The 24,513-nt window shown below is 51.5% G+C and carries 29 protein-coding genes; 21 read left to right on the top strand and 8 right to left on the bottom strand.

The annotated features are described in order from the left end of the window. Positions 1 to 91: 91 nt before the first annotated feature. From glyQ to ACJ67_RS11870, 5 genes are read left to right on the top strand one after another with little or no spacing between them, the layout of a single operon-like run. Positions 92 to 1,033 (top strand): glycine--tRNA ligase subunit alpha, encoded by a 942-nt coding sequence (gene glyQ / locus ACJ67_RS11890; protein WP_178055179.1) that lies wholly within the window; start codon positions 92 to 94, stop codon positions 1,031 to 1,033. Continuing rightward, entirely contained in the window at positions 1,030 to 3,129 is a 2,100-nt protein-coding gene (gene glyS, locus ACJ67_RS11885; protein WP_049639250.1) for a glycine--tRNA ligase subunit beta, read from the top strand. Before glyQ ends, glyS begins: the two co-directional genes overlap by 4 nt. A gap of 24 nt (positions 3,130 to 3,153) precedes the next feature. Continuing rightward, positions 3,154 to 3,696, top strand: a complete 543-nt coding sequence (gene gmhB / locus ACJ67_RS11880; protein WP_049639249.1) for a D-glycero-beta-D-manno-heptose 1,7-bisphosphate 7-phosphatase — start codon at positions 3,154 to 3,156, stop codon at positions 3,694 to 3,696. Further along, positions 3,696 to 4,409 carry a 1-acyl-sn-glycerol-3-phosphate acyltransferase gene (locus ACJ67_RS11875; RefSeq protein ID WP_049639248.1) on the top strand — a complete coding sequence of 238 codons (714 nt, stop codon included), beginning with the start codon at positions 3,696 to 3,698 and terminating at the stop codon, positions 4,407 to 4,409. The genes gmhB and ACJ67_RS11875 overlap by 1 nt, the downstream gene beginning before the upstream one ends. Continuing rightward, positions 4,406 to 5,119: a M48 family metallopeptidase gene (locus ACJ67_RS11870; protein ID WP_049639247.1), complete on the top strand. Its 714-nt coding sequence runs from the start codon at positions 4,406 to 4,408 to the stop codon at positions 5,117 to 5,119. Before ACJ67_RS11875 ends, ACJ67_RS11870 begins: the two co-directional genes overlap by 4 nt. A gap of 10 nt (positions 5,120 to 5,129) precedes the next feature. Here the strand turns inward: ACJ67_RS11870 and ACJ67_RS11865 are convergent, their stop codons facing one another. The 6 genes from ACJ67_RS11865 to ACJ67_RS11840 all read right to left on the bottom strand — a co-directional run bounded on the left by ACJ67_RS11865 (position 5,130) and on the right by ACJ67_RS11840 (position 8,829). After that, a complete protein-coding gene (locus ACJ67_RS11865; protein ID WP_049639246.1) occupies positions 5,130 to 5,636 on the bottom strand; it encodes an SRPBCC family protein in 507 nt (168 codons plus the stop codon). 71 nt (positions 5,637 to 5,707) lie between these two features. Continuing rightward, the gene (locus ACJ67_RS11860; protein ID WP_049639920.1) at positions 5,708 to 6,616 is read right to left on the bottom strand and encodes a DMT family transporter; all 909 of its coding nucleotides are present in this window, start codon (positions 6,614 to 6,616) and stop codon (positions 5,708 to 5,710) included. 114 nt (positions 6,617 to 6,730) lie between these two features. Continuing rightward, the gene (locus ACJ67_RS11855; protein WP_049639245.1) at positions 6,731 to 6,958 is read right to left on the bottom strand and encodes a bacterioferritin-associated ferredoxin; all 228 of its coding nucleotides are present in this window, start codon (positions 6,956 to 6,958) and stop codon (positions 6,731 to 6,733) included. Positions 6,959 to 7,093: 135 nt separating this feature from the next. Continuing rightward, on the bottom strand, positions 7,094 to 7,570 hold the full coding sequence (bfr, locus tag ACJ67_RS11850) for a bacterioferritin (protein WP_049639244.1): 477 nt from the start codon (positions 7,568 to 7,570) through the stop codon (positions 7,094 to 7,096). Positions 7,571 to 7,582: 12 nt separating this feature from the next. Next, on the bottom strand, positions 7,583 to 8,071 hold the full coding sequence (gene bfr / locus ACJ67_RS11845) for a bacterioferritin (protein ID WP_049639243.1): 489 nt from the start codon (positions 8,069 to 8,071) through the stop codon (positions 7,583 to 7,585). A gap of 167 nt (positions 8,072 to 8,238) precedes the next feature. Beyond that, entirely contained in the window at positions 8,239 to 8,829 is a 591-nt protein-coding gene (locus tag ACJ67_RS11840) for an SCO family protein (protein WP_049639242.1), read from the bottom strand. Between the two features lie 130 nt (positions 8,830 to 8,959). On the opposite strand from ACJ67_RS11840, the gene ACJ67_RS11835 reads away from it, so the two are divergent. Further along, positions 8,960 to 9,877 (top strand): branched-chain amino acid transaminase, encoded by a 918-nt coding sequence (locus tag ACJ67_RS11835; protein WP_049639241.1) that lies wholly within the window; start codon positions 8,960 to 8,962, stop codon positions 9,875 to 9,877. 50 nt (positions 9,878 to 9,927) lie between these two features. Further along, positions 9,928 to 10,116: a zinc-finger domain-containing protein gene (locus ACJ67_RS14685; RefSeq protein WP_082164031.1), complete on the top strand. Its 189-nt coding sequence runs from the start codon at positions 9,928 to 9,930 to the stop codon at positions 10,114 to 10,116. Positions 10,117 to 11,069: 953 nt separating this feature from the next. Here ACJ67_RS14685 and murI read toward each other — a convergent pair. Further along, positions 11,070 to 11,852 (bottom strand): glutamate racemase, encoded by a 783-nt coding sequence (murI, locus tag ACJ67_RS11825; protein WP_049639239.1) that lies wholly within the window; start codon positions 11,850 to 11,852, stop codon positions 11,070 to 11,072. 62 nt (positions 11,853 to 11,914) lie between these two features. Here murI and ACJ67_RS11820 point away from each other — a divergent pair, with 62 nt between their 5' ends. The 14 genes from ACJ67_RS11820 to ACJ67_RS11755 all read left to right on the top strand — a co-directional run bounded on the left by ACJ67_RS11820 (position 11,915) and on the right by ACJ67_RS11755 (position 23,534). Then, the gene (locus tag ACJ67_RS11820; protein WP_026295613.1) at positions 11,915 to 12,466 is read left to right on the top strand and encodes a cob(I)yrinic acid a,c-diamide adenosyltransferase; all 552 of its coding nucleotides are present in this window, start codon (positions 11,915 to 11,917) and stop codon (positions 12,464 to 12,466) included. 32 nt (positions 12,467 to 12,498) lie between these two features. Further along, positions 12,499 to 13,845: a polynucleotide adenylyltransferase PcnB gene (gene pcnB / locus ACJ67_RS11815; RefSeq protein ID WP_049639238.1), complete on the top strand. Its 1,347-nt coding sequence runs from the start codon at positions 12,499 to 12,501 to the stop codon at positions 13,843 to 13,845. Beyond that, complete coding sequence (gene folK / locus ACJ67_RS11810; protein WP_049639237.1) at positions 13,845 to 14,327, top strand: 2-amino-4-hydroxy-6-hydroxymethyldihydropteridine diphosphokinase; 483 nt, start codon at positions 13,845 to 13,847, stop codon at positions 14,325 to 14,327. The genes pcnB and folK overlap by 1 nt, the downstream gene beginning before the upstream one ends. 72 nt (positions 14,328 to 14,399) lie before the next feature. After that, positions 14,400 to 15,038 (top strand): deoxynucleoside kinase, encoded by a 639-nt coding sequence (locus ACJ67_RS11805; RefSeq protein ID WP_049639236.1) that lies wholly within the window; start codon positions 14,400 to 14,402, stop codon positions 15,036 to 15,038. 56 nt (positions 15,039 to 15,094) lie between these two features. Next, complete coding sequence (gene panB, locus ACJ67_RS11800; protein WP_049639235.1) at positions 15,095 to 15,904, top strand: 3-methyl-2-oxobutanoate hydroxymethyltransferase; 810 nt, start codon at positions 15,095 to 15,097, stop codon at positions 15,902 to 15,904. 613 nt (positions 15,905 to 16,517) lie between these two features. Next, entirely contained in the window at positions 16,518 to 17,219 is a 702-nt protein-coding gene (gene tsaB / locus ACJ67_RS11795; RefSeq protein WP_049639234.1) for a tRNA (adenosine(37)-N6)-threonylcarbamoyltransferase complex dimerization subunit type 1 TsaB, read from the top strand. Positions 17,220 to 17,229: 10 nt separating this feature from the next. Next, entirely contained in the window at positions 17,230 to 17,691 is a 462-nt protein-coding gene (gene rimI, locus ACJ67_RS11790; protein WP_197080619.1) for a ribosomal protein S18-alanine N-acetyltransferase, read from the top strand. A 13-nt stretch (positions 17,692 to 17,704) separates the two neighbouring features. After that, entirely contained in the window at positions 17,705 to 18,331 is a 627-nt protein-coding gene (locus ACJ67_RS11785) for a hypothetical protein (protein WP_197080618.1), read from the top strand. 96 nt (positions 18,332 to 18,427) lie between these two features. Continuing rightward, on the top strand, positions 18,428 to 19,024 hold the full coding sequence (locus ACJ67_RS11780; RefSeq protein ID WP_049639232.1) for a LemA family protein: 597 nt from the start codon (positions 18,428 to 18,430) through the stop codon (positions 19,022 to 19,024). A 21-nt stretch (positions 19,025 to 19,045) separates the two neighbouring features. Further along, positions 19,046 to 19,915 carry a YgcG family protein gene (locus tag ACJ67_RS11775; protein WP_049639918.1) on the top strand — a complete coding sequence of 290 codons (870 nt, stop codon included), beginning with the start codon at positions 19,046 to 19,048 and terminating at the stop codon, positions 19,913 to 19,915. A gap of 9 nt (positions 19,916 to 19,924) precedes the next feature. Next, a complete protein-coding gene (locus ACJ67_RS11770; protein WP_049639231.1) occupies positions 19,925 to 20,434 on the top strand; it encodes a TPM domain-containing protein in 510 nt (169 codons plus the stop codon). Between the two features lie 106 nt (positions 20,435 to 20,540). Then, complete coding sequence (locus tag ACJ67_RS11765) at positions 20,541 to 21,047, top strand: hypothetical protein (protein ID WP_049639230.1); 507 nt, start codon at positions 20,541 to 20,543, stop codon at positions 21,045 to 21,047. 68 nt (positions 21,048 to 21,115) lie between these two features. Then, positions 21,116 to 22,825 carry a proline--tRNA ligase gene (locus ACJ67_RS11760; protein ID WP_049639229.1) on the top strand — a complete coding sequence of 570 codons (1,710 nt, stop codon included), beginning with the start codon at positions 21,116 to 21,118 and terminating at the stop codon, positions 22,823 to 22,825. A 64-nt stretch (positions 22,826 to 22,889) separates the two neighbouring features. Then, positions 22,890 to 23,534 carry a lytic transglycosylase domain-containing protein gene (locus ACJ67_RS11755; RefSeq protein WP_049639228.1) on the top strand — a complete coding sequence of 215 codons (645 nt, stop codon included), beginning with the start codon at positions 22,890 to 22,892 and terminating at the stop codon, positions 23,532 to 23,534. A 63-nt stretch (positions 23,535 to 23,597) separates the two neighbouring features. Here ACJ67_RS11755 and ACJ67_RS11750 read toward each other — a convergent pair whose 3' ends face one another. Then, on the bottom strand, positions 23,598 to 24,470 hold the full coding sequence (locus ACJ67_RS11750) for a hypothetical protein (RefSeq protein WP_049639227.1): 873 nt from the start codon (positions 24,468 to 24,470) through the stop codon (positions 23,598 to 23,600). Positions 24,471 to 24,513: the final 43 nt, after the last annotated feature.

Raw genomic sequence — 24,513 nt, 5'->3', positions numbered from 1 at the left:
AACTCATTCAATGGCGCTGCAATGCGATTTCTTAACCTAGTCTGAATCAGGTAAAATAATCGTTTTACAATCAAGCGGATCAGGCATCATGGTGCTGACCTTTCAACAAATCATTTTAAAACTACAAGAATACTGGGATAAACAAGGTTGCACTTTGCTGCAACCTTACGATATGGAAGTTGGCGCAGGCACCAGCCATACCGCCACTTTTTTGCGCGCATTAGGCCCTGAGCCATGGAAAGCAGCCTATGTGCAACCTAGCCGCCGTCCCAAAGATGGCCGTTATGGTGAAAACCCAAACCGCTTGCAACATTATTACCAGTATCAAGTGGTACTGAAACCAGCGCCAGCCAATATTCTGGAACTGTACTTAGGTTCACTCGAAGCATTGGGCTTTAATCTCAAGGAAAACGATATTCGTTTTGTGGAAGATGACTGGGAAAATCCAACCCTGGGTGCCTGGGGCCTGGGCTGGGAAGTCTGGCTTAACGGCATGGAGGTGACGCAGTTTACCTACTTCCAGCAGGTTGGCGGCATCAACTGCAAGCCCATCACCGGTGAAATTACCTATGGCCTGGAGCGTCTGGCCATGTACCTGCAAGGCGTGGAGAATGTCTATGACCTCGAGTACTCGCCTGGCGTGAAATACGGCGACGTGTTCCACCAGAACGAAGTTGAGCAGTCGACCTATAACTTTGAGCATTCCGATGCTGACTTCCTGTTTACCGCGTTTAATGCGCACGAAAAACAGGCCAAGCACCTGATGGAAGCGAAGCTCGCCTTGCCAGCCTACGAACAGGTATTAAAGGCCGCGCACACCTTTAACCTGCTGGATGCGCGTGGTGCAATTTCAGTGACTGAGCGTGCCGCTTACATTGGCCGTATCCGCAACCTGGCCCGTGCAGTTGCCGCCAGCTACCTGGATAGCCGCGCCAGACTGGGCTTCCCCATGGCGCCTAAAGCCTGGGCCGATGAAGTCATCGCCAAACTTGAGAGCGAACAAGCAGAACAAAACAAGAAAGCCGCCGCATGAGTACCCGCAATCTGTTAGTAGAGTTATTTGTCGAAGAGCTGCCGCCTAAGGCACTGAAAAAACTGGGTGAAGCTTTTAGTGGTGTATTGGCTGAAAGCCTGAAATCAGCTGGCTTGCTGGCCGATGATAGTATGGTGACCACCTTTGCGTCGCCACGTCGTCTGGCTGCGCATGTAACCAAGGTCTCTGCCAAAGCGGCTGATAAACAAGTCGCACAAAAGCTGATGCCAGCGACTGTTGGTCTGGATGCTAGCGGCAATGCGACGCCTGCTTTGCTAAAAAAGCTGCAAGCCTTGGGTGAAGATGAAAGTGCCGTTGCCAAGCTGCGCAAAGAGCATGATGGCAAGGCCGATATCCTGTTTCTGGATGCGACCCAGGCAGGTGCCACCTTGCAAGAAGGCTTGCAAAAAGCACTGGATGAAACGCTGGCAAAATTGCCTATCCCCAAAGTGATGACTTACCAGATCAACGATGGCTGGGAAAGTGTGAATTTTGTGCGTCCGGCGCATGGCCTGGTCGCACTACATGGTGATGAAATCGTACCGGTTTCAACGCTGGGTTTAACGGCAGGCAATACCACGCAAGGTCACCGCTTTGAGGCGAAAAATCCAGTCGTGACGCTCTCCTCTGCCGATACTTACACACAGCAACTGGCTGATGAGGGTGCTGTGATTGCAGGTTTTGACGCGCGTCGTGCCGAGATTGTAAAACAGCTGCAAGCCGCCGCTGATAAACAAGGACTGAAGCCGATTGAAGATGAGGCGCTGCTCGATGAAGTGACTGCGCTGGTGGAGCGCCCCAATGTGTTGCTGGGCCAGTTTGAAGAAGAGTTTTTGGCGGTGCCGCAAGAGTGCCTGATTTTGACCATGAAGGCCAACCAGAAATACTTCCCGCTGTTAGATGCGAGCGGCAAACTCACGAATAAGTTTTTAATTGTCTCCAACATCAACCCGGCGGATGCCAGCAAGGTGATTGGTGGTAACGAGCGCGTGGTGCGTCCACGTCTGGCCGATGCCAAGTTCTTCTTTGATCAGGACCGCAAAAAGACGCTGGAAAGCCGTTTGGCTGGCCTGGGTAAAGTGGTCTACCATAATAAGTTAGGCTCACAAGGCGAGCGCAATGAGCGCGTGGTGGCGATTGCCTCCGCGATTGCCCAGCACATTGGCGGCGATGGTTTTGTTGCCAAAGTGGCACAAGCCGCCCGCTTGTCCAAAGTCGATTTGCTGACGGATATGGTCGGCGAGTTCCCGGAGCTGCAAGGCATTATGGGCCGCTACTATGCACAGCATGAAGGCCTGGCGGATGATGTGGCTTATGCCATTGAAGACCATTACCGCCCACGTTTCGCTGGGGATGAACTGCCGCGCAGCCAGGTCGGTGTGGTGGTGGCCTTGGCCGATAAACTGGAAACACTGGTCGGCCTGTTCAGCATCGGTGAAAAACCAACCGGTGATAAAGATCCGTTTGCCTTGCGCCGTCAGGCATTGGGCATTTTGCGCATGCTGATGGAAACCGATTTGCCATTGGCCTTTGATACGTTGATTGCGCAAACCCTGAGCGTGTTTAATGGTGGGCAAGATGTGGCTGATGCCATTAAGGCCTTCTGCTTTGACCGCCTGGCTGTGAATCTTCGTGACCAGGGCGCAAGCGCGCAAGAAGTCGATGCAGTGTTGTCATTGTCACCGAACCAATTAGCCGAAGTGCCTCGTCGCTTAAGTGCGGTGCAAGCATTTGCCAACCTGTCAGAAGCGCCTGCGCTGGCGGCTGCTAACAAGCGCGTGTCTAACATTCTGAAAAAGGTGGAAGGCGAAGTGAAAGCCGACGTGAAAGCGGAGTTGTTGCAAGAAACGGCTGAAAAAGACTTGTATCAGGCGCTGGCAACCACCAAACCTAAGGCGGACCAACTGTTTGAAACTGGTGATTACACTGCGTCACTGCAAGCCTTGGCCGTGCTCAAGGCACCCGTCGATACATTCTTTGACGAGGTGATGGTCAATGCAGACGATCCTGCATTGAAAGCGAACCGCCTTGGTCTGTTAGCCACCTTGCACCAGGCCATGAACCGCGTGGCAGATTTGTCCAAGCTGGCGAGTTAATTTATTGCCGTCAGGAGTTTATGCATGAAATTAGTCATCCTCGACCGTGACGGCGTGATTAACCGCGACAGCGCGACCTTTATCAAAAACCCAAACGAGTGGATTCCGATTCCCGGAAGCCTGGAAGCGATTGCACAATTAAACCAGCATGGCTACCGCGTGGCAGTGGCCACCAACCAGTCGGGCATCGCGCGCGGCTATTTTGATATGGCGACGCTCAATGCTATTCACGACAAAATGCACAAAGCCCTGGCTCAGGTCGGTGGCCGTATCGATGCCGTCTTTTATTGCCCGCACGCGGCAGATGACCACTGCGAATGCCGTAAACCCAAAACGGGCATGATTGAAGAAATCGGTCGCCGTTTCAATATCGAGTTGACCAAAGTGCCTGGCGTGGGTGATGCCTTACGTGATTTGCAGGCGTTTGATAAAGCAGGTTGCCAACCTTATCTGGTGCGTACAGGCAAAGGCGAAGAAACCTATAACTTGGCTGATGTGCCCATGAATACCATTGTGGTTGCTGACCTGGCCGCGGCTGTTCAAGACATCATTGCAGGTGACAAGTAATGCAAAAAGCGGTGTTGTATGCGCGCGCCTTGCTATTTTATGCCGGGTTGATTGTGTTGACCATTCCATTTTCATTACTGGCGATTTTGCTGATTCCACTCCCTGCGGTCACGCGGTCGCGTTGGGTCAGTGGCTGGGCGTATGGCGTCTTGTGGTGGCTTAAGGTGACGTGCAATTTGCGCTATGAGGTCACTGGCCGTGAGCGCATTCCTGCTGGCGCACATATCATTCTTGCCAAGCATCAGTCGGCTTGGGAGACTATAGGGCTACAGTGTATTTTTCCGCCGCAAGTGTGGGTGATGAAAAAAGAGCTACTGATGATTCCCTTCCTGGGTTGGGCGTTCTGGGCGCTGGATGCGATTCCGATTGATCGCAGCTCTGGCCGTGAGGCATTGAAAAAACTGGTCAACAATGGCAAAGACCGCCTGAAGCAGGGCTTGAGTGTGGTGATTTTCCCCGAAGGCACCCGCACGGCCCCCGGTCATCGAGGAAAGTATCATATCGGCGGTGCTTGGCTGGCATCGCACAGTGAAACCACTGTTGTGCCGGTTGCGCATAATGCCGGGCGTTTTTGGCGCAAAAACTCCATCCTCAAATATCCGGGTGTGATCCAGGTGGTGATAGGTCAGCCGATTGATACCAAAGGCCTCAAGCCCGACGCCGTCAACAAACAGGTTGAGGACTGGATTGAAGCCGAGATGTTGAAACTGTGATTGAGCAGCGCCTGCAATTGCCTGACGGGCAAACGATTCCCTACCAGCTCGATTTACGTCTGCGTAAAACCATAGGCCTCAAAATTACCGCCAATGGCTTGGTGGTACATGCCCCCAAACGTATTTCTGCCACCCAGCTTCAACAAGTCCTGCTGCAAAAAGCTACTTGGATACAGCAGAAACTCGCCTTGCGAGAAACCAACCAAGTTGCCCCCATGCAATGGCAGGATGGCGAGCCGCTGTTGTTTATGGGCCAGGATATTGTGCTGACGCTACAACATCATGCCACCAATAAAGCGGTGGTGTTGCAAGGTAACCAGTTGCTGGTGAGGTCGCCGCAGGTTGACCAGCCTGCATCTGTCGCGCGCAAAGTATTGCAATGGTATGCCCAGCAAGCCCTGCCGGACTTTAAGCGTCGGGTAGAGCTTGTCGCTGCGCAAATGGGTGAAAACATTACTTCGGTCGCGATTTCAAATGCTAAGTCACGCTGGGGCAGTTGCAATAGCCGCAAACAAATCCGTTTGAACTGGCGATTGATTCAAGCGCCACCCCATATCATCCAGTATGTGGTTTGCCATGAAATGGCGCATCTCAGGGAAATGAACCACTCGGCGAGGTTTTATGCGGTGCAGGAGAGCCTGTTCCCCAATCACGTACAGGCTGAAAAAGAGCTCAGGGCATTGTCGCCCATTTTGCATCGCATGGCGTGATCGCAGGGATTTAACGCGATTTTTTGATCTCAGCCACCAACTGATCCAGCACCATCCCCCAGCCCTGTTCAAAGCCCATGGCTTCATGCCGCTGCTTGGCTGCGGCATCAGAATGCAACACATAGGCGGTATATCTGGTTCCGTGCGCGGTGGCTTCCAGCAGCAGGGTGGCCGTCATCAAGAATTCTGCACATTCGTGGCCAGGTGATAATTCTGGCATTTGCGCTGGCCTAAAGCCGGGTTGCAGGGCATTGGTCCAGCTCAGCTTTTTGTTTGTGATCACCTCAAGATAGCAGCCAATATTAGGAAATTGCTGCCCTTCGGGCGACTGCATCACTGTACGGAAAAGCCCACCTGGTTTGAGGTCGATTTCACATTCGACGGTTTTCCACGGCAACGGGCAGAACCATTTTTTCAAGTGCTCGGGGGTAGTCCACGCATGCCATATTTCCTCTGGCGTCACATCCACCTCTCTTTCCAGAATTAAATCCAACTCAGGGTTCAATGCAATTGCCATCACTTGATCTCCTTGAAGTTTTGAAACAAATAACCGTCAATCACAAAGTCGAATGACTTAAGTTGAAATGCTTATCTCTTGCTTGTACGGTTCGCCAGCCAGATACCGGTAAAAATGGTCAGCATGCCCAGCAGTTGATATCCATGGAATGTCTCTCGCAGCAGTAGGGTTGATAGGATTGATCCGAAAATTGGCATGGCATGAATAAAAACACTGGCACGCACTGAGCCAACCAGCGTCACTGCTTTGGAGTAAGCAAGCAGGGCAATCACAGATGGAAAAATGCCGATGTAAGCTAATATCCATAACGTATGAGAATTCTCCAGGTGAATGCTTGTTGTCTGACTTTCCCACACGGCCAGTGGCATCAACAGTAACAAAGCAATGAATACCTGACATAACATGAGGCCGGTGCGATTAATGTTTGCTGGAATCTCCTTGATCCATAAGGTGTACAGCGCCCAGAAAATCATCGCAAGTAAGATAATCAGATCCCCGGGAGCGAAGGCCAAAGAACGCAATACCAGCCAGTTGCCATGGGAGACGACGATGAGTACGCCAACCAGCGATACGAGCAGTCCGACCAGTTGATTGCCAGGTAGTTGATGCCGGTAGAGCAGAAAACCAAAAATGGCCACCAGGAATGGAATAAATGAATTGAGGATGATGCCATTGGTGGCGCTGGTCGTATGTAAGCCCCAGTACACGAGTAAGTTAAACGTCGCGACGCCAGTGATGGCAGTGCCCAGCACATGCCAGCGGTATTGCCCATAGCTTCGCCAATCTCGTAAAAAAGGGTGGATGGCAAACGGTAACAGGCAAACCGCAGCAATGCTCCAGCGAATCAGGGAAAGCATGACAGGAGGCACTTCTGTATTGATCGCGCGTCCGGCAATGAAGTTACCAGCCCAGAATAGTGGGGGCAGTAATAATAAAACCAGGGTGCGCCAGTGTAGAGCCGGTGAAGTAGCGAGGGTCATGCGGATGGCCAAAATGGGGAACCCAGATTGTAGATGGCGATTGGTTATGGCGCAAAGATTACGGTCGATAAATAACAAAAGGGGCTCAAAGCCCCTTTTCAGAATCGGTTTCGATTAAGCTGCGCCTAGTTGTACGGGCGTCAGTTGTATCAGTTTTTTAACCAGGCCTGGATGTTGTTCTGCGTGCGCTTCTTTTAGGCAGGCCTTAGCACAGCTGGCGCATTTGCCGCATTCTGCCCCTACACCTAACTCGTCCTTCAAATGCTTTACGGTTTTCGCACCATTTTTCACTGCTTGATGAATTTGCCGCTCAGTCACTGCATTACACACGCAAACGTACATATTGCCTCTACTTAAAATCACTAATGATAATTATTATCATTTATGTGGACTTTGTCAATAGCAATATGGTTCCATGCAGCCATGAAAAAAGCCGCTTTCGCGGCTTAATTCGATGATTCGCTTTTATCTATCCAGCTAATCAGACTCGATCTGTGATTGCAGATAGTTCGGCAGGCTCACGTCTGTAATCAGTCGCTGTTGGGTTTCCAGCCAGTCAATCGCTTCTTCGCAGGCTTCCAGCAGCTCGGTCAGCAAATCGCGAGAGACATAATCCTGCAGTTTTTCTGCCTCGGCAATGGCTTCCACCAGTTGCGGGCGTTGTACTTCTTTTTCAAAGCTCAGGTCGCCCTGCAGGCATTCAACGACATCTTCGCCTATCAGTAGTTTACCCAGGTTTTGCAGGTTAGGCAGTCCATCCAGAAACAGGATGCGCTCAATCACTTCATCGGCTTCTTTCATGACGCGGATGGACTGTTTGTACTGGTAGTCATTCAGTCGCTCAAGCCCCCATTTTTTGAACATGCGGGCATGCAAAAAATATTGGTTGATAGAAGTCAGCTGGTTTTTAAGCACCTTGTTCAAGGTGTTGATGATTTGTTTATCGCCTTTCATCCGTCATGCTCCTTATGCGGCAGAAGGGCTGTTGCCCATCTGGCTCTGGCAATAGTTTTCCATACCCACCAGTTTGATCAGGTTAAGCTGTTTTTCCAGCCAGTAGGCGTGGTCCATTTCCGTATCTTCCAGTTGCACCAGCAACATTTCGCGGGTCACGTAATCCTGTGCTTGTTCACAGGCTTCCATGGCTTTTTTCAGGTGTTTGACCACGGCATACTCAAGCGCCAGATCAGATTCCAGCATGGATTTCACATCCTTGCCGATATTCAGCGCGTCGCGCTTGGCCAGGTTAGGTTTGCCTTCGAGAAACAGGATGCGCTGGATCAGCGCGCGGGCATGTTCACGTTCATGCAGGGATTCATGTAGGCTGTGTTCTGCCAGGCTCCCCAATCCCATGTCTGCATACATTTCACCGTGGATCAGGTATTGATCTGTGGCGGATAATTCACCCGCCAGCAGGTCATTCAATATATCTATGATTTTTTTATCGCCTTTCATGTCGGCTCCTGTTTGCATTTTTGATGCAGCTATCATACAGGAAAACACAAATGATGCAATTAAAAAATTAACTTAACTATTTGATTTTAAATAATATTTTAAATAAAAATCTAAATGACAATCGTTCTTGATGCTGGCGCTGGGAAAGATTCCTTCGCGCTCTGCAACTAGAGGAGTAACTGCAAATCATGTGCAATATTTGCTGGTTTTTCACCATAGCCCAGATAGATGCGAGGGGCGCCGCTTTTATCAAAGACATATAAACCAGCGCTATGATCCATGGTATAGCCGGATTTTCCAGGTTCGCTGACCTTGGCCGCATACACTTTGTATTCACTGAGGTTGGCGGCGACTTCGGCCACGGTGCCACGCAGTCCAATAAAGCGCGGGTCAAACCCTGGCACAAACTGTGCCAGCACTTCCTGCGTATCACGTTCCGGGTCTACCGTCACAAACAGTACTTGCACGTCATTGGCTTTGTCTCCCAGCAGCTTCATGGTTTGCTTGAGGTCGCTCATCGTGCTCGGGCAGACGTCCGGGCAATGCGTGTAACCAAAAAATAGCACGACAACCTTACCCTTGAAGTCATTCATATTGCGCAATTTGCCGGTATGGTCAGTTAGCGAAAGCGGCTTGCCAAACTGGGTGCCGGTTAAATCAGTACCAATGAAACTGGCAGAACTCCCCTGCTGGCAGGCGACCAGTAGTGTGGTTAGCAGTATCAAGGCCAGGTAAACCCACTTAAAACGCACAGACATGCAAAAAATCCTTGTAAATCATCACTGAAATGGATTCTAACATAGGCGAAAAGGGCGGAGATTGGTTTACAATATTGGTTTTTGATGACTGACGGATTAAAGGCGAGTTTAAATGGCAATACCGAGTTCGATGGCAGACCGTGACGGCGTTATCTGGTACGACGGCAAAATGGTCAACTGGCGTGACGCCACCACCCATGTATTAACCCATACCCTGCACTACGGCATGGGCGTGTTTGAAGGGGTGCGTGCCTACAAAACGGATAAAGGCACGGCGATTTTCCGCCTCAAAGAGCACACAGACCGCTTGTTCCGCAGTGCGCATATCCTCGGCATGAAAATGCCGTTCGATAAAGAAACCATCTCCGAGGCCCAAAAAGCGGCTGTGCGTGAAAATAATCTTGAGTCTGCCTACCTGCGCCCGATGGCGTTTTATGGTGCAGAAGCGATGGGCATTTCCGCTAAAACCCTGTCTACCCACGTCATTGTCGGTGCATGGAGCTGGGGCGCTTACATGGGTGAAGAGGCCATCACTAAAGGTATCCGCGTCAAGACCTCCTCTTTTGCGCGTCACCACGTCAACATCACCATGTGTAAAGCCAAGGCCAACGGTAACTACATGAACAGCATCCTGGCGCATCAGGAAGCCGCGCAAGATGGCTATCAGGAAGCGTTGCTCCTGGATGTAGATGGTTTCGTGGCTGAGGGTTCCGGTGAAAACATTTTCATCATCCGCAACGGCAAACTGTACACCCCAGACCTGACTTCAGCGCTGGAAGGCATCACGCGTGACACCATCATCCACTTGGCGAAAGTAGAGCTGGGTCTGGAAGTGATCGAAAAGCGCATTACGCGTGATGAAGTGTATAGCGCAGATGAGGCCTTCTTCACTGGCACAGCCGCTGAAGTGACGCCTATCCGCGAACTGGATAACCGCGCGATTGGTGAAGGTAGCCGTGGCCCCATCACCGAGAAACTGCAAAGCATGTATTTCGATGTGGTGAAAGGCAAAAATGCCAAGTATGCCCACTGGCTGACTTTGGTCTAATCAATCACGTTTAATCAATTTGCGACACGCCTGTTTGCGGGAGAGTTTGAATGTCTGATGTCAAAGAGTTTGAAGTAGACGGCAAAGACTTGCCTTTGCACTGCCCGACCAAAGAAGTAGCGTTATGGGCATCGCACCCAAGAGTGTTTCTGGATGTGGCGAAAACGGGGCAGGTGTCTTGCCCGTATTGCGGGACAAAGTTCAGGTTGAAGCCTGGAACGCAGGTGCATCACCATTAAATTGAAAAACCCACGCGATGCTTGGGTTTTTTGTTGGCGGATGTTGGGTGAATAATTTAGAGCTTTTTATATCGTCAAGCTTGGGCTGTCATCAGCTGCGTCATTCCGGCGACTGCCGGAATCCACGCTGGGTTCGATTTGTGACTAAAGTCCTTTCCCTGGCTGGGTAATTGCTTTTCGCTTTTTAGTAATTTGCTTTGTCTTTACTTGCCCGGTTTGTGGTTTTTTGCGTTCGATGCTGGATGGATAAATGTTTATTTCGCCCCTCGGCGAGTTACTTTTCTTTGCTTGCCCAAAGAATAAGTAACCAAAAGAAAGTGCACCCTAGCTTCCGCTTGTTCCCTGCGTTGCTCATCATCGTGGGCGTCCAGCGAAACTCTCCCTAGTGGCTTGCAAACTGCGCAAGCCACCGCGGAACTCGGACAGCCGCTGGCCGACTTCTCCCACGCTGATTGCGCTACTCGGCGCGTCAGATAGGGGCCCGAAACCCCATGAGGGCCACCGTTAGTGGATTGAATAAAGAATTTTGTTTTTGAACCGTCCAAACTTCAACGATGCTACTTAGATGAGATAAATCCCATCCCATCACGCTGAGTAGCGGAGACAAAGTAAGGGAGAAGGGAGCGACTGTTTGAATCCCGCAGCAGCTCACGTTGTTTGTGAGCTGCCAGGATGAGTTTCGTGACCGCTTACTTTGTTGATAACTAAGAATGCGAAGCAGACTGTTACGGCGTAGGCTAACTTGCGCAGCAATGTTAAGCGTAGCGGCCGTAGCCAACAACGCAAGGGAGCCGAAGGCCGTGATGGCTGGGTGCCGTCTTCTTTGGTTATTTTCTGTGGGGCAAGCAACAGAAAGTAACTCGCCTACAGGCGAAATAAGACGTTTCGATATTCTGAAAAGTCAAATTTCTGAAGAGTTACTTGTTATAAACCTTTATATTAAAAATTAAAGTCTAGGCTGTTAGCCCCCACAACTCCTGCATCACCCGCCCAGTCTTTTCCATACCACTCGTCAAAAACACATAATCCCCAGCTTCTGTTGCTGTATTGAGCATTTGCTCTTGCTCCAGCACCTGCTGTAAACGCTTCGCCACCGCCGCGCCAGTATCAATCAAAGTAACATCCGGCCCCACAATTGTTTGAATATGTTTGCGCACAAAAGGGTAGTGCGTGCAGCCCAGTACGATGGTGTCAGCACCAGCGGCTATGAGTGGCTGGCAGTATTGTTCTAAAAGTGCAAGCGTGTGAGGGGTGTCGAGTTGCCCTTGCTCTATACATTCCACCAGCCCCACACAGGCTTGAGTGACGACTTGTACACCCTGACCGTAATGCTCAAGCAGGGCGGCGAATTGCGCGCTTTTGAGGGTGCCAGTGGTGGCGAGTACGCCAATAATGCCGTTTTTGCTGGCCGCTGCCGCGGGTTTGACTGCGGGTTCCATGCCGATAATGGGCAGGCTGTAACGCTCGCGCATGGCAGCGATAGCCGCGGCGGTGGCGGTGTTGCAGGCGACGACCAGCGCTTTAGCGCCTTTTGCGATGAGTGTGTCGGCAATGGTGAAGCAGCGTTGCTGGATTTCGGTCGCGGTTTTATTGCCATAAGGCGCATGCGCGCTGTCGGCAAAATAGATGAAATGTTCGTGCGGCAGTTGGCGGGTTAAATGCTGGAGTACGCTGAGTCCGCCGACGCCGGAATCCATCACCCCGACCGGGGCGTTGACTGCAATCGCTGAGCACATCGAAATGGCACGGTATGATTTATAATGGTTGGATTATATCGGATTTTAGACAGGTATCAGGCATGGCCAACAGGCTAAGCAAGATTTACACACGCACTGGCGATAGCGGCACAACAGGGCTCGGCGATGGCTCGCGCGTAGCGAAGTATGATTTGCGCGTGGAAGCCATGGGTGACGTGGACGAGCTCAATGCGGTGCTCGGCATGTTGCTGGTGGAAGATCTGGAAGATGAGGTGCGTGACAGCTTGCTGGCGATCCAGCATGATTTGTTCGACCTGGGTGGTGAGCTGTGCATGCCAGGGCACCACTTTATCCAGGCTGGACGCGTAACGTTTCTGGAAATGACGCTGGATGCGTGGAATGAAACGTTGCCACCATTGAAGGAATTTATTCTGCCGGGTGGTAGCCGGGCGGCGGCTGTTTGCCATTTGGCGCGTACGGTTTGTCGTCGTGCCGAGCGGGTGTTACATGCTTTGCATGCGCAATCGCCAGTAACCGCTGAAGCATTACAATACCTGAACCGTTTGTCCGATTTATTATTTGTCCTGTGTCGCGCGCTTAACCGGCATGCAGGCGTGCCTGATGTATTGTGGAATAACCAACATAAACTATAGCGCAGCGCCGCTGACGCTCGAATTACAAAATAATGATTAAACAACTACTGCAAAAAGTCTTCCGGCGTCGTGCCAGCGCGAACACCCATACCCAATTGCCTGCGGCGCAAATCATTCCGGCGGGCAAACACAAAATCAACCAGAAGCACATCAGTCAGGCAGCGCTGAAAACCTGTGACCAGCTACAGAAAGCGGGTTTTAAAGCCTATATTGTCGGTGGTGCCGTACGCGATTTGCTGCTCAACCATCCGCCGAAGGATTTTGATGTGGCGACCAATGCCACGCCGGAGCAGGTACACAAAGTGTTTCGCCGCTCACGTATTATTGGTCGCCGCTTCAGGCTGGTACACGTTTTGTGGGGGCATGAAACGATAGAAGTGTCTACATTTCGGGGGCATCACCTGAGCGAAGGTGATGCTGAAACCAATGATAGTGGCCGTATCATCCGCGATAACGTCTTTGGCAGCATAGAAGAGGATGCGGTGCGACGTGATTTCACCGCCAATGCCTTGTATTACGATCCCAAACGTCAGGAAGTGCTCGATTTTCATCATGGCGTGGCCGATGTCCGTGCCAAAACATTGCGCATCATTGGTGACCCGGTCACGCGGTATCAGGAAGACCCGGTACGCATGCTGCGCGCCGTGCGCCTGTCGGCCAAACTTGGCCTGAAACTGGAAAAGTCTACCGAAGCGCCAATTCGAAAACTGGCTGACCTACTCGAAGACGTGCCACCCAGTCGCCTGTTCGATGAAATGCTCAAACTGTTCTTGTCTGGCCATGCGATTGAGAGCATCAATGCCTTGCGCGCGCAGCATCTGCATCATGGTTTGCTGCCCCTGCTCGATGTGGTGCTGGAGCAGCCCCTAGGTGAAAAGTTTGTCATGCTGGCGCTGAAAAATACTGATGAGCGCATTCTGTCCGGCAAGTCTTCCAACCCCAGTTTTTTGTTTGCCACCTTGCTGTGGCATGAGGTATTGCTGGCCTGGCAGGAAAACCAGAAGCGTGGCGAGCACATGATCCCGGCCTTGCATGAGGCGATGAACGAAGTCATCGACAAACAGGCTGAGAAAATGGCGATTCATAATCGCTATACTTCGACCATGAAAGAAATCTGGGCCATGCAGCCGCGTTTTGAACAACGCTCGGGTAAACGTCCCTATGCTTTGATCACGCATCCTCGTTACCGCGCGGGTTATGATTTCCTACTGCTGCGTTGTGCCTCTGGCGAGCTGCCGCAGGAGATAGGTGACTGGTGGACACGCTTTGCCGACGCGGGCACTGAGGAGCGTACTGCCATGTTATTGCCTGAAAACGGGCCCAAAAAACGCCGCCGTAAACCGCGCAAGAAAAAACCTGCTGGCGAGGAGCCGGCTTAATGGCGACAGCCCTGATTGCGCTGGGCAGTAATTTGCAACAGCCTGAAAAACAGGTCGGCAAGGCGATTGAGGTGTTGGCAAACACGCCCGGTTTAAGTTTGATCAAGGCTTCCAGCCTATATTCGACGGCACCGGTAGGCTACGATAACCAGCCTGACTTTATCAATGCCGTGGTGCAGGTGGCGACCGATATCCCGGCACCAAAGTTGATGCAGCTTTTACTCAACATTGAACAGACATTTGGCCGCGAGCGCCCATTCCCCAATGCACCGCGTATCCTGGACCTGGATTTGCTGGACTATGACGGCATGCAACTGGATACCGAGCTTTTGAAGCTGCCACACCCACGCATGCATGAACGCGGCTTTGTCATTTTGCCGCTGGCTGAAATTGTGCCCGACTTTATACTGCCACAGGGAAAGACTGTTGTAGAATGGGTAGCAGAATCTCAGCACCAAGATATTAGAAAAATTGGGATGTGAAAAAAGTGGCATGAATAAAACTGAGACGTGCGCATACTGGCACTGATTTAATAAGCTGAACGAGCAAGAACAATGTTTAACCGTTTCCCTTATGTCGTGATTGAAGGCCCCATAGGCAGTGGCAAAACTACATTGGCACGCATGCTGGCTGATAAGTTTTCAGTCGAGCTGCTGTCTGAAAAAGCTGAGGCCAATCCCTTCCTGACCCGCTTTTACCAGGATGCTCAGCGCTACGCCTTGCCGACACAGTTATTCTTCCTGTTTCAGCGTTCGCGCCAGATTGAAGATATGGCCCAGCGGGATATGTTCGGCCAGCCGACTGTCTCTGACTTCTTCCTGGAGAAAGACCCGCTGTTTGCGCGGTTAAACCTAGATGACGAAGAATATTCGCTGTATCACCAGATTTATCACCATCTACAACTTAAGGCACCAAAACCCGATTTGGTGGTGTATCTGCAAACCCCTGTCGATGCATTGATGGACCGCATAGAGGAGCGCAATATCAGCTACGAACAAGACATGCCGCGCGAATATATTGCGCGCCTGGCTGATGCTTACAGCGAATTTTTTCATGCCTATGATGCCTCACCTTTGTTGATCGTCAATAACGAAAAGCTCAATATCATTAAAGATCCGGAAGCCTTTGATTTGCTGATTGAACGCATCGGCCAGATCAAGAGCAGCCGCGAGTACTTTAATCCTAACTTTTAATTGAAATATGGTCGGCAATCGGTACGTGCCGATCTTATTTGGATCACTGAAAACAGATGCTGAATACCCTTCTTACAAAGGCCAAGGCAGGCGAGAAAATTACCATGCTCACCTGCTACGACGCTACGTTTGCCAAAGTGCTGGCATTGGCCGGCGTGGACGTCTTGCTAGTGGGGGATTCGCTGGGCATGGTGATACAAGGGGCGAGCAATACCCTGGAAGTCACCATGCAGGACATGATTTACCACACGCGGCTGGTGGCAAAAGGCGCGCCCAATACCGTCATCATGACTGACATGCCAGCCTGCAGTTATGAGCATGATCCGCAAACGGCACTGGCCAACGCGCAAACACTGATGGCTGCCGGTGCGCATATCGTGAAGATCGAAGGTGGTGGCGAGATGGTCGCCACTGCGCGCTACCTAGTTGATAATGGCGTGCCTGTTTGCGCGCACCTTGGCTTTACTCCGCAATCGGTTGAAAAGCTGGGGGGCTATAAAATCCAGGGCAAAACGGAAGAAAGCGCACAGACCATGCTGGCAGATGCGCAAGCCATGGCACAAGCTGGGGTAAGCATGGTACTGTTTGAAATGGTGCCGGCGGCATTAGCGACACACATCACACAAAGCATTCATGTGCCGACGATAGGGATAGGCGCGGGGCCAGGCTGTACTGGCCAGGTGCTGGTGTTGCAGGATTTACTGGGCATTTATACCGGCCCGGCCGATAAAGCGCCGCAAGACTATAAGGCACCAAGGTTTGCGCAGAACTTTTTGCAGCAGTCAGGCAGTGTGCAGCAGGCCGTGAGTGATTATGTGCAAGCAGTCAAGGAAGGGCGTTTTCCTGAAGATAGGCATAGTTATTAGGCGGTGAGGGGTTTTCGCCTTTTCGGCGACCGTTCTTTCTTATGCTTGTCCATAAGAAAGAAGGCAAAGAACAAGACACCCTAGCTTCCGCTTATTTCCTGCGTTGCTCATCAAAATAAGCGCTCGCGAAACTCATCCTAGTGGCCTGCACATACCGCAGGCCGCCGCGGGATTCGGACAGCCGCTCGCTTGATCTTATTTTGCCTGCGCTACTCGGCGCGGCAGATAGGGGCCCGAAAACCCATGAGCGCCATCGGTTGTGCATCAAAGAAAAGAATTTGAATTTTTAGACGTGCCAATTTCTACACTGAGAGTTTGGCGAGATAAATCCCATCCCATCACGCTGAGTAGCGGAAACAAAGTAAGAGAGAAGGGAGCGACTGTCTGAGCTCCGCAGCAGCTTGCGAAGTATGCAAGCTGCTAGGGCGAGTTTCGTGACCGCTTACTTTGTTGAGCAACGCAAGGAAGCCGTTAGGCCGTGATGGCTGGGTGCCCTCTTCTTTGGTTACTTTCTGTGGGGCAAGCAACAGAAAGTAACTCGCCTATAGGCGAAAGTAATCGCTGTGTGGCTGGGCATCCTTATGGCAAAATAGCGCTTTATCACTCATGCATCATGAAATTACTAGCTCTAGAATCCTCTACCGAAACGCTGTCACTAGCCCTGCAAACCGAGGCAAGTATGTTGGCATTTGATGAAGTGACCGGCCCGGCCGCTTCGCAGCGTATCTTGCCGGAAATCCAAAATTTATTGATGAAGGCTGGCGTTCAATTGCCTCAGCTGGATGGCATCGTTTATGGCACCGGGCCAGGGGCATTCACCGGTGTACGTGTGGCAGTGGGTGTCACACAAGGGTTGGCGTTTGGTGCCAACTTGCCAGTGATCGGCATCAGCTCTGTGCTCGCAGTTGCAGAGTCTGCAAGGCAAATAGCACAGGCAGAAAAAGTGATTGTGTGCCTGGATGCAAGGATGGGCGAGGTTTATCACGCAGCATTGATCTGGCAGGCGGATGCCTGGCAAGAAGTTTCTGCGCCTGTGGTTTGCAAGCCGCAGGATGTGCCTGCCGTTGAGGGTGATGGTTGGCTAGGGGCTGGATCTGGCTGGCGCGTGTTTGAGCAGGCGCTGTCGGGTAAGTATGAGGGTCAATTGGCAAGTGTACGCCCGGATATGATGCCACAGGCTAGTATCATGCTGGCGTTGGCCCAGCCATTGTTTGCGGCGGGCCAGGCGCAATCTGCGCAGGATGCTGCGCCTTTATATGTACGTAACCGGGTTGCATTAACTGCAGCCGAGCGTGCACAAGGACAAACGCTATAAGCGCGACCCTATGAGTGCCTTACCACAACAACAAGTGTCGTTTCGGCCAATGTCCTACGATGACCTAGCTGTCATCAGCAGGATTGAGCCGACCATTTATAGCCATCCATGGACATTAGGAAATTTCAAAGATTCGCTCAATGCCGGGTATAGTGCATGGGTAATGGAAATAGCGGGGGATCTCGTCGGCTATGCGCTGGTGATGATGGTGCTGGATGAGGCGCACTTGCTCAACCTGAGCGTGGCCAGACCGTTTCAGGGGCAGGGCCTGGGCCGGACCTTGCTGGCACATATGATCCATATTTCTCAACGCCATCAGGCCGCCAATATGTTTCTTGAAGTACGGGTGAGCAACACCAAGGCCATTGCGTTATATGAGGCAATGGGCTTTTGTGAAATGGGTATACGCCGCAATTATTATCCAACCAAAACTGGTCGTGAAGATGCGGTGTTAATGGGACTGGCTTTATGAGCAGGAGGCAGCGATGAGCTTGACGCGTGAAGACATGCTGCGTGAACTGGAGTTATTACCTGTCTGGCGGTTGCGGTCGCCTCTGGCCGAAACCTTGCTGCAGCCAAGTGTGCCTGAGAAAGCGCCCAGCATTGAAACGCAGGTAGTTGCCATGCCTGTGGTTGAGGTAAGCGCAGAGTCAGTGGTGGTTGCTACAGAGACGCCTATAGTTCAGGAAGACGCTGCGGCATTGATTGCTGAAATAAAACCACCCGACATTTCACCTGAGCCAGTGGTGCAGTCGCCATGGTTGTTGTATTGCCCGCAAGCTGGAGATGTTCCAAGTCAGCAATTATTACAAAATATCGTACTTGCCTTGCGCTTACCAGCTGATGAGGTGGTGTTGCATCAGCAAATCGTTAGCCTCGATCAGGTAAAAACCCGTTTTTGTGTGTTGTTTGGACTGGAAGCTGCAAATCATTTTTTAAACGCAGAACATCGTGAACTGGTATCGGTCCGCGGGCAATTGCACACGCAAGGCAATATGGCCTATGTCATTACCCATGATCCACGTGCCATGCTCGAAAACCCCCAGCTGAAAAAAGAGGTTTGGCAAGATCTGTGTCTGTTACTGGCGCAGAAAGAGATGGAAAGCGCTTGAAGAAGTCGCTGATAGCCCACATCTAATTTGCGAACATGTGAGCTATTGCAATCACAAAACCCAACAATAAGTTTTAATTTTAGACTGGAGTCTGACATGCGCCGATTATTAAACGTTTTATTAGTGGCAGCGACCTTAAGCTTATCTGGTTGCGGCTATAACCAGTTCCAAAGCCTGGATGAAGAAACCAAGGCCAACTGGTCTGAAGTGTTGAACCAGTACCAGCGCCGGGCTGATTTGGTACCTAACCTGGTGTCTACCGTGAAAGGTTATGCCAGCCATGAAGAAAAAGTGTTGACTGAAGTGACTGAAGCGCGGGCAAAAGTGGGCAGCATGCAGGTGACGCCTGAGCTGTTGAATGACCCGGATGCGTTTGCCAAATTCCAGGCTGCACAAGGCCAGCTGACCAGTGCCTTGTCACGGTTGATGGTCGTTTCCGAGAATTATCCTAATCTGAAAGCAGATGCCAGCTTCCGTGATTTACAGGCACAATTGGAAGGGACTGAAAACCGTGTCACTGTCGCGCGTAACCGCTATATTGAGTCAGTGAAACAATATAATGTGGCTGTGCGTAGCTTCCCTAACAACCTGACTGCCATGATGTTTGGCTATCAACCCAAACCGACTTTTACCGTCGAGAACGAGAAAACCATTTCCAGCGCGCCCAAAGTGGATTTTGGTGACAGTAAATAATTGTTTAAGTCATTGTTTGTGATGAGGTCTCGCTGGAACTCCCTGCTGCTAGTCTGTTGCCTGTTGCTCAGTGCGGTCACTGGCCATGCAGCAGATGGACTGGTGGATATCCCTACCCTGCAAAGTCCGGTCACGGATTTAACGCAGACACTGTCGGTAGAAGAGCAGGCCGCTCTTAACCAAAAGCTTAGCCAGTTTTCACAGCAATCTGGTTCGCAAGTGGCGGTGTTGCTGTTGCCCAGCACCCAGCCTGAAGAAATCTCACAATTTGGTATCCGTTTAGCAGATGCCTGGAAGATTGGTCGCGAGAAACAGGATGATGGCGTCATTGTCATCATTGCCAAAAACGACAGGAAAATGCGTATTGAGGTGGGCTATGGCCTGGAAGGTGCGATTCCAGATGCGATTGCCAAGCGCATTATCAGTGAGCAAATGTCGCCCGCATTCAAACAAGGTCAGTTTTACCAGGGGCTTGAACTCGCCACTGATACGCTGATCAAGTTAATCCAGGGCGAACAGTTACCTGCCCCTGCACAACAAGCTCACAAAGGGCATGCCAATGACTGGATGAGCCTGCTGCCTATCCTCATGTTTGCGGCTATTATTGGCGGTGCAATCCTGAAAGGTATATTGGGAGATTTCCCTGGCAGCCTGGTAACAGGCGGTTTGCTCGGTGGCCTGGCGGGGTTGCTGGGCGCAACCGCATTGATCATGGGGTTAATCGGCTTGGCGGCATTCGTTTTCACAATGGCGATGGGTGGGCGTGGCATGGGTTCAAGCCCCTATATTCCGGGCGGTTTTGGCGGTTACTCTGGTGGCAGCCGTGGCCCGGATATTTTCAGCGGCGGCGGTGGTGGCTTTGGCGGCGGCGGAGCCTCTGGTGACTGGTAAAGCAAAACAATGAAACCGATACATCCTTTCAAACGCTGGTTAAGACATGCCTGGAGTCATCCACGGCATGTGGCTGCATTGTTCCCCGAAAAATCACTAAAACACATCGAACAGGTGATTGCCGAGAGTGAGCACTGTCACGCTGGTGAAATCAGGGTGGTGATTGAGTCTGGCTTGCCAGGCTATGCTATCCTGCGAGGCTTGGCGCCGCGGCAACGGGCGATCAATCTGTTTGGACATCTCAATATCTGGGATACCGAGCATAACAATGGTGTGCTGATTTATTTGCTGCTGGCAGATCACGATGTCGAAATTGTCGCTGACCGCGGTATCCATCGGCATGTTGGCGAGGCCGGCTGGCAGCAGATTTGCCAGCAAATGGAAGGGATGTTCAGAAGTGGGCAGTTTGAGTCTGGTGTGGTGTACGGCATACAAGCGATTGGTGAGCATTTGGCAAAGCACTTTCCACCAGAAAGCATACCGCGCAACGAACTCTCTAACAGGGTGCTTGTGCTTTAGCCTATGGATAGCGCTGCCAGCCTACGCTGACCTCAAAGATATTTACCGTATCTACCATAGCACCCCCTCACTCAATGCTTTCGAAATTTGTCAGGGTGGCGGATGTATGCAGTCTGATGTTCTTAGCCTGACCACGGCTGAATGGGACAATATCACTCGCTTATTTACACCGCTGCCGCAAACGCCAGAGGGCGAGAGAGCAGCCATCGCCCAGGCTGTCGGTGTACTCGAAGACATCGTGGGCACCAAGATAGGGACGGCGGCGGACCGGGCCGGAACGTTCAATAACAGTGATTACCTGCATCAGCAAGACTGCAATGATGAGGCCATCAATACCACGACTTACATGCGCCTGATGCAACAGGCAGGCCTGATCCGGTTGCACGATATTCTGGATACCCGCACACGTAAATTCTTTTTTACCGGTTGGCCACATAGTGCCGCTGTCATCCGCGAGCAAGCTACTCACGCAGAGTATGCTGTCGATAGCTGGTTTTATGATAATGGTTATCCGGCAACCATTGTGCCTATGTCTACCTGGAAAGAGGGTTATATTCCAGAAGACAGCCCTATCGTGCAGCGACCACAGCAAAAAGACCCGCCAACGGAGTAGGCGCGAGTGACGCCGCCATCGAATAAGGCTAAAATCGCGCTTTCGGATTTTAATTAAAAGTTATTCTTATGCGCGCCTCACAATTTTTCATCGCCACCCAAAAAGAAGCCCCTTCTGACGCCGAGCTGATCAGCCACAAACTGATGGTGCGTGCCGGCCTGATCAAGAAATTGGGTAGCGGTTTGTATAGCTGGATGCCGCTGGGGTTGCGCGTGTTGCGTAAGGTAGAAAACATCGTGCGCGACGAGATGAACAAGGCAGGCGCGCTGGAGCTGTTGATGCCTGCCGTTCAACCTAAAGAACTGTGGGAAGAAACCGGCCGCTGGGCAGTATTTGGCCCACAGATGCTGAAAATCCAGGACAGGCATGAACGCGATTTCTGCTTTGGCCCAACGCACGAAGAAGTGATTACTGACATCGCGCGCAAGGAAATCAGCAGCTACAAACAATTGCCGCTGAATTTTTACCAGATCCAGACCAAATTCCGTGATGAGATTCGTCCGCGTTTTGGCGTGATGCGCGCGCGTGAGTTTTTGATGAAAGACGCTTACTCTTTCCATACCAGCGTCGATTGCCTGGTGAACACCTATAACACCATGCATACGGCGTATAGCAATGTGTTTACGCGCCTTGGCCTCAAATTCCGCGCCGTGAAAGCGGACTCTGGCGCCATTGGCGGCGATGGCTCGCAAGAGTTTCACGTACTGGCAGATAGTGGCGAGGATGCGTTGGCTTACTGCGAACACTCTGATTATGCCGCTAACGTAGAACTGGCGGAAGCCATTGCCACGGGTAGCCGTGCGGCAGCCACAGAAGCCATGCGTGAAGTCGATACGCCCAAGCAGACCACCTGTGAAGATGTGGCCAAGTTGCTCGAAGTGCCTGTGAACAAAACCGTGAAATCGGTCGCGTTGGTGGTGGACGGTGTATTTACGCTGGCCCTGTTACGCGGCGATCATCAACTCAATGAAGTGAAATTCGGTAAGGTAGAGGGCGTGAAAGAGTTCCGCCTGGCGACCGAAGAAGAAATTCGCGCCAACCTGAACTGCCCACCAGGCTTTATCGGCCCGGTGGGCGTGAACGCCAATGTGCGCGTGGTGGCCGATAGGACCGTAGCGCTCATGAGCGACTTTGTCTGTGGTGCCAATAAGCCTAAATTCCACCTGGCAGGCGTGAACTTTGGCCGTGACTTGCCAGAGCCAGCCATTGTGGCAGATATCCGCAATGTGGTGGAAGGCGATGCCAGCCCGGATGGTAAAGGTACTTTGAGTTTGTGCCGCGGCATTGAAGTCGGTCATATTTTCCAGTTGCGTACCAAGTATTCCGAAGCCATGCAGGCAACTTACCTGGACGAAAATGGGCAGACGCAAGTGATGGAAATGGGCTGTTACGGCATTGGCGTGTCACGGATTGTGGGTGCAGCGATTGAGCAGGGCAATGATGATAAAGGCATTATTTTCCCGCTGAGTATGGCGCCATTCTCAGTCGTGATTTGCCCGATTGGCCTCGATAAGAGCGAGACAGTCAAACAGGCGGCATTTGACCTGTATGCCCAGTTACAGCAAGCAGGGGTGAATGTATTGCTCGATGACCGTGGCGAGCGCCCAGGCGTCATGTTTGCAGAAAGTGACCTCATGGGCATCCCGCATCGCGTCGTCATTGGTGATCGAGGTCTGGCTGAAGGCAAGATAGAATACAAGGGCCGTACTGACGCCGAGGCACAAAACTTGCAAGTGACTGATTGTCTGGCCTTTTTGCGTGACAAACTTGGTCACTAATTAGAGGGATTTCATCCCTTTGTTTTGCGTCTCTGTCGTGCATATTGTGATTACAATAGGTGGGATGAAAAAAGTCTTCTTTTTATCTTTTGTGCTCGTGTTGATCGGCCTCTGCGCCTGGTCAGCACCCTCTATGGCGGGCAACCAGAAAGAGGAGCCGCTGGCAAACAGCGTCAAGGCGCTGATGCAGAAATCGGTCAGTGACCTCGCTGCGCCCCGCCTGATATTCGATTCTGAGCAAGCTGCGCAATCCTGGTTGCAGGAAATGTCTACACGGTTGGCAAAGCGCATGCCTGACCCTCAATATCGTGAAGATTTCCTCAAGTCTGTCCATTATGAAGCGACCCGAGCAGGGCTGGATCCGCAACTGGTGCTGGGCTTGATTCATGTGGAAAGCGGCTTCAAGAAATACGCCGTTTCCAGCGTCGGTGCCCGCGGCTATATGCAAGTGATGCCTTTTTGGGTGAAGTCCATAGGCACTAACGAACACAACCTGTTTGATATGCGTTTAAATCTGCGTTATGGCTGTACGATTTTGCGCCATTACCTGGATATTGAACGTGGCGATTATTACCGTGCGCTTGGGCGTTATAACGGCAGCCTGGGCAAGCCGGAATACCCTAACCTGGTGGTGGGTGCATGGCGCAATCACTGGCATTACACGCCCTCGGCTCAGGTGATGAAGGTGAATATGACCAGCAGCCAGTAGTGCGTGGTCAATATCCCAATAAAAAACCGCGCAAATGCGCGGTTTTTTTACGCGGTTTGGTGTTTACTTGACCACTTTAAATCCGTAGTACGTGCCAAACTCTCCCTCCGGCTCATGATAGATAAACATCATGCCATTGGTATAACCCAAGCCATTGAAGTGGTTCTGTGAACGTAACTTCATGGTAGTGGGTAAAGCACTCTTGCCCATATACTGACCATTCAGGTCAAAAATCAGCACCGCTTTGTGATCTACATCCAGCAAGGCCAATTCGTTACCCGCCACGCCTGTGAACGCAATGTAATGGTCACTGATATCATCATGTGCTACTTGCGCCTTGGCAAAGTCGAGCTTGATTTCCTGCAGTTTTTCGCGCTGTTTGGCATCGACGACAAAGACGATATTGCCCCTGTCCTGCTTGGCATAATAATGCTTGCTCACTGGATCATAACTGGGCATGGTGCCAGCATCGCCAAAGGCCGGGTTGAACTGCGCGACATCGCCCGAAGTCGTGAGCACCTCACCCTTGTCGCCTACGTCCAGGCTGTAAATGCCAGTGTTGGGTGAGAAACCCACTGCGCTGGAGATGTTATAAGTAATCGTTTCCAGCTTGTTTGTGTTGGGATTGTAATAAATAGAACGGTTATCAAAGCCTGGTTTTGCTGAATTGACATATTGACCATCGCTAGTGAAAGCGTGTACTTCCGATTTGGAAATCGGCGCTTCAAACTCACTACCCATGGGGGCCAGGCCGCCATCAGCAATATAGTAATGCTGGTTGCTGGGTAAATAAGCAACCCCCATCGGGCGTGTGGTTGGCTTTTTGGCCAGCGGGATTTTGATGCCAATTTCTGCCTCAGGCAGAATCTCTGCCTGTGTGGTGAGCGTCAGGCATAGCAGTGCCAGGCCGCTCAAAGTGTTTGGGATGAATTGCATATCTCCGTATCCTAGTTTTTATCAGTGTTCAGTAGACTCTATT

The organism is Methylophilus sp. TWE2 (genome assembly GCF_001183865.1).
Classification (GTDB): Bacteria; Pseudomonadota; Gammaproteobacteria; order Burkholderiales; family Methylophilaceae; genus Methylophilus.
Note: the sequence above shows the minus strand (reverse complement) of the source record. Positions and strands in the feature narration are given on the sequence as shown.